At 28.6% G+C, this 11,782-nt stretch carries 7 protein-coding genes and 5 tRNA genes; all 12 read left to right on the top strand.

Annotated elements, in window-relative coordinates:
- The 12 genes from T483_RS0127650 (at nucleotide 1) to addA (ending at nucleotide 11,750) form a co-directional block, all read left to right on the top strand.
- Nucleotides 1-77 (top strand) — tRNA-Ile (locus T483_RS0127650).
- Nucleotide 78: 1 nt separating this feature from the next.
- Nucleotides 79-154, top strand: a tRNA-Ala gene (locus T483_RS0127645).
- Between the two features lie 87 nt (nucleotides 155-241).
- Nucleotides 242-757 (top strand): HD domain-containing protein, encoded by a 516-nt coding sequence (locus tag T483_RS0127640; protein ID WP_026889736.1) that lies wholly within the window; start codon nucleotides 242-244, stop codon nucleotides 755-757.
- A gap of 14 nt (nucleotides 758-771) precedes the next feature.
- A complete protein-coding gene (locus T483_RS0127635) occupies nucleotides 772-1,293 on the top strand; it encodes a transcription repressor NadR (protein ID WP_026889735.1) in 522 nt (173 codons plus the stop codon).
- Nucleotides 1,294-1,295: 2 nt separating this feature from the next.
- Nucleotides 1,296-2,681 (top strand): NAD(P)/FAD-dependent oxidoreductase, encoded by a 1,386-nt coding sequence (locus T483_RS0127630; protein WP_026889734.1) that lies wholly within the window; start codon nucleotides 1,296-1,298, stop codon nucleotides 2,679-2,681.
- A 16-nt stretch (nucleotides 2,682-2,697) separates the two neighbouring features.
- Nucleotides 2,698-2,925, top strand: coding sequence for a DUF1667 domain-containing protein (locus T483_RS0127625; RefSeq protein ID WP_026889733.1), 228 nt, complete (start codon nucleotides 2,698-2,700; stop codon nucleotides 2,923-2,925).
- A 254-nt stretch (nucleotides 2,926-3,179) separates the two neighbouring features.
- Nucleotides 3,180-3,270: transfer RNA gene (locus tag T483_RS0127620), tRNA-Ser, on the top strand.
- 341 nt (nucleotides 3,271-3,611) lie between these two features.
- Nucleotides 3,612-3,702: transfer RNA gene (locus T483_RS0127615), tRNA-Ser, on the top strand.
- 18 nt (nucleotides 3,703-3,720) lie between these two features.
- Nucleotides 3,721-3,811 (top strand) — tRNA-Ser (locus T483_RS0127610).
- Between the two features lie 128 nt (nucleotides 3,812-3,939).
- The gene (locus T483_RS0127605) at nucleotides 3,940-4,455 is read left to right on the top strand and encodes a GNAT family N-acetyltransferase (protein WP_026889732.1); all 516 of its coding nucleotides are present in this window, start codon (nucleotides 3,940-3,942) and stop codon (nucleotides 4,453-4,455) included.
- A complete protein-coding gene (gene addB / locus T483_RS0127600; RefSeq protein WP_026889731.1) occupies nucleotides 4,452-7,931 on the top strand; it encodes a helicase-exonuclease AddAB subunit AddB in 3,480 nt (1,159 codons plus the stop codon). The genes T483_RS0127605 and addB overlap by 4 nt, the downstream gene beginning before the upstream one ends.
- Before the next feature lie 81 nt (nucleotides 7,932-8,012).
- Nucleotides 8,013-11,750, top strand: coding sequence for a helicase-exonuclease AddAB subunit AddA (gene addA / locus T483_RS0127595; protein ID WP_026889730.1), 3,738 nt, complete (start codon nucleotides 8,013-8,015; stop codon nucleotides 11,748-11,750).
- Nucleotides 11,751-11,782: the final 32 nt, after the last annotated feature.

The raw sequence follows: 11,782 nt of genomic DNA, 5'->3' as shown, positions 1-11,782 counted from the left end.
GGATCTTTAGCTCAGTTGGTTAGAGCAACCGGCTCATAACCGGTAGGTCTAGGGTTCGAGTCCCTGAAGGTCCACCATGGGGGTATAGCTCAGTTGGGAGAGCACCTGCCTTGCACGCAGGGGGTCAAGAGTTCGAATCTCTTTATCTCCACCATTAAAAAGTTATGAAGTAATTCATAGCTTTTTTTATTATACAATTATTTAATTATGTTTAGGATGAATAGATATTTAGGAGATAAATATGTTTTTATATAGAATAAGACAATTTTATTGGGCGATAGAATCTATATTTATTAAAGAAGATTTAGAACTACTAAAAATATATCTTAGTGCTTCTGAGTTGAATTTATTTATGAAACTTACTAAATCAGAGCGGCAACATTCAATAAGAGTATATAAAACAGCAATAAAATACATAGAAGATAATAATATAGTTGATGTTGATAAAAACAAAATGTCTAAATGTGCACTATTACATGATATAGGAAAATCAGAAGCTAAATTAAATATATTTTATAAGGGGATCATTGTTATTATAAATAGTATTACTTGCGGAAAATTTTTGAAGTATAATAAGAATAAGAAAGTAATAAGTTATTATAATCACCCTGAAATTGGAGCAAAGTTGCTTGAGAGTATTAATACTGACGAATACTTTGATATAATAAATTCAATTAAGTATCATCATAATGAAAGTAGCATTGGTACAACAAATATATATTTAAAGATATTAAGTATATCTGATAATTGCAATTAAAATGGGAGGGAAATATGAATTCTATTGAGAGAAGAGAAGCTATAATTAAGTTACTTATGGAAAGTAATGAGCCATTGAAAGGTAGCCTTATAGCAAATAGATACTCTGTAACTAGACAGGTTATAGTGAAGGATATAGCAATTCTTAGAGCTAAAGGCAAAAGTATAATAGCAACTCCAGATGGATACATAATTAATGCAAATAGTGATAAAGCCAAAGCAATTATTGCAGTAACTCATACTGAAGATGAAATGTTTGATGAATTGAGTATAGTAATCAAATATGGTGGAATGATTGAAGATGTAGTAGTTGAACATCCATTGTACGGAGAAATAAAAGGAATGCTCATGATTAAGAATTATAATGAATTAAATAAATTTATTGAGAGATATGAAGAACAAAAAGCAAAGTTACTATCTGCATTAACTAATGGAGTTCATCTTCATACAATAGCAGCTGAAACTCAAGATGATATTGACTTAATTATATTAGAATTGAAAAAAAATAATTTTATAGTTTCAGATTTGGAGGACTAGTAATGGATTATGATGTTTTAATTTTGGGCGGTGGAATAATTGGATGTGCAGTTGCCTATGAACTTTCAAAATATAATATAAATATAGCTTTAATTGAAAAAGGATATGATGTAGCAAATGATATTTCATTTGCTAATACAGCTGTTGTTTATGATGGTTCAGAATCATATAGTAGTCAGATGGCTCTTTTGGAGAAGAGAGGTATAAATATAATAAGGAAACACTGTAAAAAGTTTAATGTTAGATATAATAAGATCGGTTCATTAAGGTTCTTTTTAGATGAAAGTAGTGGAGCCTTAGATAATATGTATAGTAATTCTAAGGAACATGGAATAGATGGAGTACGCATAATAGAGAATGATGAGCTTTATAATATGGAGCCAAGATTAAATATAAAGGCAAATAAAGCTATTTATTCTGAGAATACTGCAATAATATCTCCATATAATTTAGCTGTCTCATATGCGGAGATAGCTGTAGATAATGGAGTTAATTTTAGATTAGAAGAAGAAGTTATAGATATTAAAACTATCTCTAAGGGATTTAGGGTAACTACAAATAAAAATAAATTCACTTGTAAGCTTGTTATTAATACAATACCAAATGAATCATTTAATGATATGTGTAACACTGTGGCAAGCGAAATGAAAAATAAAAAAATGAAGTGTATAATAGTTAGGAAAAGCATAAATGATAACTTGAATAAAATTGTTATTGAAGATATAGAGGATGGGAATTCAATGATAACAGTTCCAATATCTGAAAATGAAAATTTAATTGGCGTTAAATTTAACAATAATTTAAGTAGTAAATTAGAATTACCAGAAAATATATTGAAAAATATAAAAAGGGAGTCAATAGTTAATATATTTACAGAAGTATATAGTGAAAATGACATGTTAATAGATGATAGTAATTTAGAAGAAGGTTATATAAAGATTATAGGAAATCATTATGCTAAAATATCAATTGCACCAGCTATTGCTCAGGATATTGAAAACAAAGTTAAGATAAGCATGAATGTTACGAAAAAAAAGGATTATATCGATAGGAAAAGAGAGACATATATATTTAGAGAGATGACTAAGGATCAGATAAATAGAATAATCTCTCTTGATAAGCGTTACGGTAATATTATTTGTAATTGTAATAATATTTCAGAGGGAGAAATAATTGATTCAATAAGAAGGCCTTTAGGTGCAAGGACAGTGGAGGGTGTAAAAAGGCGCACAGGAATAGGTCTTGGAAATTGTAATGGTTCGAGTTGTAATATAAAGATAATAAAGATATTAGCTAGAGAGATGAATAAAAGCGTTTTAAATATAGTAGATGATTCCATGGATTCACAAATTTTAGTGGGAAGAATTAAAGAATTTAATGAAATTTAGATTGGAGTAATTAGTAATGCCTAAAAAAGATGTTTTTACGAGTTTAGTTAGAGTTAAAGGTGATATCAATTATAAAGTTGTATCAGTAAAAAGCAATAAAAGTATAGAGAAATATTTATGGAGGGAATTTTCAAAAGTTCTTAGTAGAATTTATGTAAGTACACCTACAAATATTGGGGACATTATATGTAAGAATATACTTAATACTGGTGTAGATATAATATGCACAAGAAAAATAAATTAATATTTTAATAGATAAAATATTAATTTATTAGGTTAATATATATAAGTCTATTATTAATCAATGTGAGCGTACTGCGATATTATAATCATATAAGTGATTAGATTACTGTCAGCAACAAGGTATAAATAAGATATGAACTTTGAGGATTTTAAATATATATTTTATATAATAATTTGATTTTAATATAAAAATTTATATTAAAGTAGTTGACATAAATATAAATAGCTGATATAATCATACTTGTCGTAAGACGTGGAAAGATGGTCGAGTTGGTTTAAGGCACCGGTCTTGAAAACCGGCGTGCGTGTGAGCGTACCTAGGGTTCGAATCCCTATCTTTCCGCCATTAAAATAGAAGGCACATGGAGGATTACTCAAGTGGCTGAAGAGGCGCCCCTGCTAAGGGCGTAGGTCGGGTAACTGGCGCCCGGGTTTTTTCCAGTGTTTTTTTATGTAATTATATTAATTTTGTTAAAATACGTATTCTTATTATATAAATATTTATATATAAAATAAATTCCAAATAAGCATAACTTATTATGCTAAATTATCTTATCTGACGTGACTTATAGTTTAATTTAAGTTTTGATGAGTCAAACTCTACATAATATATATTTTAAAATTATTGTAATAAATGTATTGACATAAACAAAATTAGTTGATATAATCATATTTGTCGTGAGACGTGGAAAGATGGTCGAGTTGGTTTAAGGCACCGGTCTTGAAAACCGGCGTGCGTGTGAGCGTACCTAGGGTTCGAATCCCTATCTTTCCGCCATTAAAATAGAAGGCACATGGAGGATTACTCAAGTGGCTGAAGAGGCGCCCCTGCTAAGGGCGTAGGTCGGGTAACTGGCGCCCGGGTTCAAATCCCGGATCCTCCGCCAAACATCTAACAATTTGTTAGATGTTTTTTTTGTTTTTAATTAATTTGGTGGAGTAAATAAATTAAAAATATTATAATTAATATATATGCTTATAAAATAAATTAATTATTCTTATAAGAAGGTGAATTATGCTCAGTGGTAGTAAAATACATTTAAGATTATTAGAAAAGGAAGATATAAGTATATTATTCAAGCTACATAATGAAAAGAAGGTTAAAAAGTATAATATAATAGTTGATAATATAGATAGCAAGGTAAGTTTAAGAAAAGCCTTAAGTATAGTGAATGAAGAAAATGCTTTAATTGGTTTCATAACATATAAGGAAAGAGAATATTATAGTAGAATATATTCTATTGGAATAACGATAGGAAGTGAGTATTGGGGAAGAAGATATGGGTTAGACTCCATAAGAACGCTTCTAAGGTATTTATTTAAAAAGCTGAATGCTAGGAAAGTAGAATTATATGTTGCTAGCCATAATATAAGAGCTATAAGTTGCTATAAAAAGTGTGGTTTTATAGAAGAGAGTATTAAAAGAAATTTTATTTATGTAGATGGAGAATCTATAGATATTATAATTATGGGGATAATTAGAGAAAGATATAATTCGTATTTAAAATGTGAGGATGGAAAATACATATGAGTATAAGATTTGTTTACGGGAGATCTGGAACAGGCAAGAGTAAATTTTGTATTAATGAGATAAAGGATAACATTAATGCAAAATTAGATTCGAATAAATTAATTCTATTAGTTCCTGAGCAATATATGTTTACGACTGAAAATAGAATATTGCATAACATTGGTGAGCAAGCTTTTTTTAGAACAGAAGTACTAAGTTTTAAGAAAATGGCTCATAATATTTTTGAAGAATATGGTGGACGGATTAAAGAGATTATTAAGGAATCTGGAAGGAATATGCTAATTCACAGAGTTATAAATGAAAATATTGAGTTTTTGGATTATTTTAAGAGAATGTCCAGAGAACAAGGATTTAATGAAATTATATCAGAAGTGATTTCAGAATTTAAAAAATATAATATTAGCATTGATAGCGTAAGAGCAATAGATGAGAAAATAAATGATACTGAATTATATCAAAAGATTAAAGAATTGATGATAATTTATGAAGCATTTGACTTAAAAATGCATGAAAATTATATTGACGGAGATGATCAATTAACATTATTAAATAAAAAGTTATTAGAAAGTAGCGCGTATGCAGATTCTGAAGTATGGATAGATGAATTTACTAGCTTTACGCCTCAACAGCTGGATATTATAAAGATATTAGCCAAAAGATGCAGAAGAGTTAATATAACTTTTTGTATTGATAACAAATCTCTAAATAACAGATCTGAAGATATAACCGATGTATTCAATATCATAAAGAGCACTGAAAATAAAATATTAAAGATAATGAAAGAAAACAATATAGCCTATGATAAGCCAGTCAACTTAAATAGTACAATTCCCTATAGGTTTAAAGATAATCTGGAGCTTGATCATGTAGAAAAATATTTTTTTTCTTACCCATTTAATGAATATGATAAGGACTGTGAGAGGATAACGCTTTACAAAGCAAGTAATATTTATGACGAGATAGAAAAAGTGTCAAAAGGCATTACAAGTTTGGTGAGGGAAAAAGGTTATAGGTTTAGGGATATATCCGTAGTTTGTAGAAATATAGATGATTATGAAAAATTAATATCAGTAATATTTAAAGATTATAATATTCCATATTTTTTAGATAAAAAGATTCAATTACTAAGTAATCCGTTAATTGTGCTTATAAGCTCAGCTTTTGAAATTTTACTTAAGAATTGGTCTTATGAGAGTGTATTTAAATATCTAAAGAGTGGTTTAACCGGCATAGATAATACATATATAGATAGACTAGAGAATTTCATATTAGAGTATGGAGTAAAGGGGTATAAATGGACTTCAGAGGAAATAGTAAATGAGAAGTGGTTTAACGGAAATAGTGAATTGACAGATGATAAAGTTTTAATATCTGAAGTTATGGAAGAGGTAAGGCGTCCTTTAATGATTTTTCATAATAAAATAAATGGAAAACATAAAGTTAAAGATATATGTTCAGCCATTTATGAGTTCCTAGTTGATGTTAAGGCTTTTGACAGAATTAATGAGTGGATTGAAAATTTTGAGAAATTAGGATTAGAAGATAAGGTTAAAGAATATAGTCAAGTTGAAAGTATAGTTGTAGATATTTTAGATCAAGCGGTTGATGTTATTGGTGAGGAGAGATTAGAATATTCAGAACTTTTTAGAATATTAAATTCTGGTTTTGCAAATGAAGAAATAGGAATCATACCTGTAGCATTAGATCAAGTTAATATTGGTGATATAGCAAGAATAAAAGGCAGAGAGGTGAAAGTTCTTTACATAGTAGGAATTAATGATGGGATTCTTCCAGCTTCTAAGAAAGAGGAGGGGTTGCTATCTGATAGAGATAGAACAACATTAGGTGAAGTAGGAATAAGTTTATCATCAACAACTAGAAATAAAGTTTTTGAAGAGCAATATTTACTATATATAGCATTAACAATTAGTAGTGAGTATTTAATGCTTTCATATCCAATGGCTGATTTTGAAGGCAAATCATTAAGGCCATCTATAGCAATATCTAGAATGAAAAAGATATTTCCTAATTTAGTTGAGGAAAGTGCAATTTACAATTTAGGAAATCAAAAAAATAGACTTAGCAAAATTGTTGCGCCAATTCCAACATTTAATGAACTTATAATTTCTATGCGGAGAGATTTTGATAAAGAATGTGTAGAGCCTTACTGGCCTGAAGTATATGAATGGTTTAAAAACAATGATGAATTTAAAGATAAAGTTAAAAATATATTTAAAGGTCTTACTTACTCAAATATTGGAGATAAGGTTTCTAAAAACAAACTTAGAAAGCTTTATCAGAATGATTTAGAAAAGTTAGTATTTAGTGTTTCACGATTAGAAAAATATGCAGAATGTCCTTTTTCTTATTTTGTTCAATATGGATTAAAGGCTAAGAATAGAAAGGTGTATGAATTTACGCCGCCAGACTTAGGATCCTTTGTGCACGAAATGCTTGATTCATTTACTAATAAAGTTAAAGAAGATGGAATACTATGGTCTGATTTAAGTAATGAAAAGTGCAAGGAGATGGTATCTAATCTTATTGATAAAAAGCTAATGGAGGAAAGTAATTCTATATTAAATAGCACCAAGAAATTTAAATATTTAGCCCAAAGATTTAAGAGAGTAATATCCAAATCTGTTTCAGTTATTGCAAGTCAAATAGGAAAAGGGGAATTTGAAGTATTTAAAACGGAATTTGATTTTGGAAGCTATAATTCTGGAGAAGCTATAACGTTGGATTTAGATAACAACGAAAAGGTATATCTTCAAGGAAGAATTGATAGAATAGATAAATTAGATTTAGATGGTGAGACTTATATAAGAATTATAGACTATAAAACTGGAGCTAAAAAGTTTGATTTAAATGAACTTTATTATGGATTACAAATTCAGTTATTAGTATATTTAGATGCACTTATAAAGAATTCGAAATATATACTTGATAAACAAGTAAAACCAGGAGCAATACTATACTTTAAAATAGATGATCCTATAATTAAAAGTAAAAAGGAAATGACAGATGAGGAAGTAGAAAAGGAAGTACTAAGTGCTTTAAAGATGAAGGGATTAATCTTAAAGGATGCAAGAGTTGTAAAAGCTATGGATAAAGATATAGAAGGCTATTCATTGGTTATACCAGCTTCATTTAAGGCTGATGGAAGCTTTAAAGCAAACAGTGATGTAGTAACAGAAGAGGAGTTTAAAATACTTAGAGAATATGTAAATAAAAAGATGATTGAAATATGTGAAGAAATGCTAAGTGGAGATATTAAAATTCAGCCGACTAAGAATTCTAATATTGCCCATTGTGAATATTGTGATTTCTCATCAATATGCCAATTTGATACAGAGATAAAAGATAATAAATACAAAATTATAATAAACAAATCTACAAATGATATATGGAGTAGTATAAAAAAGGAAATTGATAATTCTAATAAATTAATTAAAGTTGAAAATGAGGAAATATAGTACCTAGTATATTTTTTATTAAAATTAATTATATTTTCTTATAGTTAAAGTGATTTTAATTAGTACAGGAGAGATTTATATATGGGTAATACAAAGTGGACTGATGAACAATTAAGTGCAATCGAAACGAGAAATTGTAATCTACTAGTTGCAGCGGCAGCAGGTTCAGGTAAGACTGCTGTTTTAGTAGAGAGGATTATAAGAATAATTACTAATGAAGATAATCCAGTTGATATAGATAAATTATTAGTTGTAACATTTACTAATGCAGCAGCTGCTGAGATGAGGGAAAGGATAGCAGATGCAATATCAAAAGAATTAGAGAATAATCCTAATTCCAAAAATCTTCAGAAGCAATTAACACTGTTGAATAGGGCTAATATAACCACAATGCATTCATTTTGCCTGGACGTAATTAAAAATAATTACCATAGGATTGATTTAGATCCATCGTTTAGAATAGGGGACCAGACTGAAGGTATACTAATTAAATCGGAAGTTATTGAAGAACTTTTCGAAGATAAATACGAGGAAGAGGATACTGAATTTACTAATTTAGTTGAAATATTTAGTAGCTATAAAAATGATAATAATTTGAAAAACTTAGTGTTAGATCTGTATAGCTTTATAATGTCTGGTCCATGGCCTGAAAAATGGCTCGTTAATAGCGCAGAGGCTTTTAATGTTAAGCAATTAGATGAGTTGAATAGAACTAATTGGGTAAAAATTTTGTCTCAAAGTGTAAAGATTGAGTTAGATGGATATGTTAAAATGTTAGAAAAGGCTATTGAGGTTACAAACAAAACTGATGGATTGGAGCCTTATATGGATAACTTGGTAATGGAGTTAAGTGGTATAAAATCTGCTTATGAGTCTACTGATAAAGGACTCGAATCAATGTTTAATACATTATCATCAATAGAATTCAGTAGATTAAAATCTATAAAGAAAGATAAAGTTTCAGATGAGCTATCTCAGAATATTGTAAAGAAAATTAGAGATGATGTTAAAAAAGGAATATCTGAATTATTAAATAATGCATTTTCAGCGAATCCTCAACAAATGTTAAGGAATATTCAAGGATCATACCTGTATATAAAAAGATTGATAGAACTAGTTTTAGAATTTAGTGAGAGGTTTAGTAAACGAAAAAGGGAAAGAAATATATTAGACTTTAATGATTTGGAACATTTGTGTCTAAAGATATTAAGTGATTATGATGAAGATAATAATATGATTCCATCAAGTATTGCAATGAATTTTAAAGAATATTTTGATGAGGTACTTGTTGATGAGTATCAAGATTCAAATAATGTTCAAGAAACAATAATAAATTTAGTATCTAGAAAAAAAGATAATAGTCCGAATGTATTTATGGTTGGAGATGTTAAGCAAAGTATATACAGATTTAGACAGGCAAAACCTGAATTATTCATTGAAAAATATAATACATATGATTCAAGTAATGGGATGAATAAAAAGATTCAATTATATAAGAATTTTAGAAGCAGAAGAGAAATATTAGATGGAGTAAACTATATTTTTAAAGAGGTAATGTCTGAAGTTGTTGGAGAATTAGAATATACAGACAAAGAAGCTTTGAACTTAGGTGCAGATTTTAAGGAAAATAACTTCAAAGATACAATTGTTGGAGGTCCTATTGAAATTAACATAATTGATAAAAGCTACAATGAAATGGTTGAGGAAAATAATGAAGATCAGGAAGAAATAAATAATGTTACTTTAGAAGGAAGAATTGTTGCGAAAAGAATTAAGGAACTAATGTCAAAGAGCGAAGACGACGAGACATTTAAAGTTTTAGATAAGGAATCTGGCGAATATAGACCATTAAGATATAAAGATATCGTTATTCTTCTTAGAGCAACTAAAAACTGGTCAGAGTCATTATTGGATGAGTTAAGTGCAGAAGGAATTCCGGTGTATGCAGATACAGGATCTGGTTATTTTGAATCAATTGAGATTAGAACAATGATTTCCCTTTTGAAGGTTATTGATAATCCAATGCAGGACGTTCCAGTAATATCGATAATGAGATCTCCAATTATGGGATTTTCATCAGAGGAGATAAGTGATGTTAGACTTATAAATAAAGATAATTATTTTTATGAAAATATAAAATATATAAGCCAAGAAGATTATAACTCAATTGATGAGTTTTATTCTGATGCTTTAGTAGGTAAATGTAAGTATTTTATTAATTCTATCGATAAGTGGAGAAAAAAATCAATTTATATGGCAATTGATGAATTTATATGGTACTTATATATGGATACTTCTTATTATGGATATGTTGGAGCTATGCCTAATGGAGCACTTAGACAAGCAAACTTAAAAATACTTTTTCAAAGAGCAAGACAATTTGAGAAAACGAGTTTTAAGGGATTATTTAATTTTATAAATTTTATAAATAAGCTTATAAAGTCTTCAGGAGATATGGGAAGTGCGCAAGTGTTAGGTGAAAATGAAGATGTAGTAAGAATTATGAGCATCCATAAAAGCAAGGGATTGGAGTTTCCAGTGGTATTCTTATGCGGATTGGGAAAGAATTTCAACCTTATGGATTTAAATAAAAGCATATTATATCATGACGAATTAGGGCTTGGACCAGACTTTATAGATATAGGGAAAAGATTTAGTACAGGAACTTTAGCTAAGGAATCAATAAAGAAAAAAATGAAATTTGAAACATTATCAGAGGAAATGAGAATACTATATGTAGCATGTACGAGAGCAAAGGAAAAGTTAATAATGACTGGAACAGTAGGAAATATTGAAAGATCAGCTGAGAAATGGCTAGCATCAGCATCTTTAGAATATGATCGCATATCGCCTTCAGAAGTTTTAAAAGGAAAGTCATATTTAGATTGGATTTGTATGTCACTATGTCAACATAGAGATGGAAGAATTTTTTCGGAAGGTTTTGGAATTGAAAATCTAATATTAAAGAATGATGATTCTAGATGGAAAATAAATTTTTGGAATAAAAGTGACTTGATTGATAAAACAAGGACAGAAGAGTCAGAACAAGAAGAAAAATATGAATTAACAATAATAAATAATAAATCATTGGATAATCTTCTAAGTGAAGAAGTAGATAGAATATTATCATATAAATACCCATTGAAAGCCTCAACAACAATTAAAAGTAATATTTCTGTTTCGGATTTAAAAAGAAGGCATGCAGAAGAAGATTATGATACTGAACAATTATACAGGGAAAAAGTAAAGGTTGTACCCAAGTTTCTTCAAGAAAAGAAAGGTCTTACTCCTTCAGAAAAAGGTACTGCGGTTCATTTTGTAATGAAAAAAATAGATTTTAATAGAGTATCATCCGTAGAAGAAATTAAGGAACAGCTGCACGAATTATTTGAAAAGGAGCTTTTACTTAGTGAAGAATTAAAGGTAATTAATCCTACTAAAATATTAAATTTCTTTAAGTCTGATTTAGGCAAAAGGATGCTTGAATTAAACAGTAGTGGAGAAAAGATTTATAGAGAAATACCTTTTTATACAGAGATAAGTAGTTTAGAAGTAGATAGAACACTGGATGATAGATACAGGGATGAAAAGATAAGATTACAAGGAATAATTGACTGTTTTTTTGAATATAACGGAGATATTATACTTATAGATTATAAAACAGATTATGTTATAGAAGGTCATGAAGATGAATTTAAAGAGAAGTATAGGAAGCAATTGGAATATTATAGTGATGCAATATTTAAGCTAATAGGCAAAAAGGTTAAATGTAAGTACTTATATTCGTTTTATTTAGAAAAGGAAATTCAGATATTATAAACATATTTAGTTAAATAATCAGAAAAGCAAGA

It is taken from the genome of Clostridium beijerinckii HUN142 (assembly GCF_000621745.1).
GTDB classification, from domain to species: domain Bacteria; phylum Bacillota; class Clostridia; order Clostridiales; family Clostridiaceae; genus Clostridium; species Clostridium beijerinckii_A.
This window is presented reverse-complemented; position numbering and strand designations above follow the sequence as displayed.

What these genes read in the sequence shown, in the direction of transcription:
- T483_RS0127640 (WP_026889736.1), top strand. Translation starts at nt 242, where the DNA reads ATGTTTTTATATAGAATAAGACAATTTTATTGGGCGATAGAATCTATA.
- addA (WP_026889730.1), top strand. Translation starts at nt 8,013, where the DNA reads ATGGGTAATACAAAGTGGACTGATGAACAATTAAGTGCAATCGAAACG.
- addB (WP_026889731.1), top strand. Translation starts at nt 4,452, where the DNA reads ATGAGTATAAGATTTGTTTACGGGAGATCTGGAACAGGCAAGAGTAAA.
- T483_RS0127635 (WP_026889735.1), top strand. Translation starts at nt 772, where the DNA reads ATGAATTCTATTGAGAGAAGAGAAGCTATAATTAAGTTACTTATGGAA.
- T483_RS0127630 (WP_026889734.1), top strand. Translation starts at nt 1,296, where the DNA reads ATGGATTATGATGTTTTAATTTTGGGCGGTGGAATAATTGGATGTGCA.
- T483_RS0127605 (WP_026889732.1), top strand. Translation starts at nt 3,940, where the DNA reads ATGCTCAGTGGTAGTAAAATACATTTAAGATTATTAGAAAAGGAAGAT.
- T483_RS0127625 (WP_026889733.1), top strand. Translation starts at nt 2,698, where the DNA reads ATGCCTAAAAAAGATGTTTTTACGAGTTTAGTTAGAGTTAAAGGTGAT.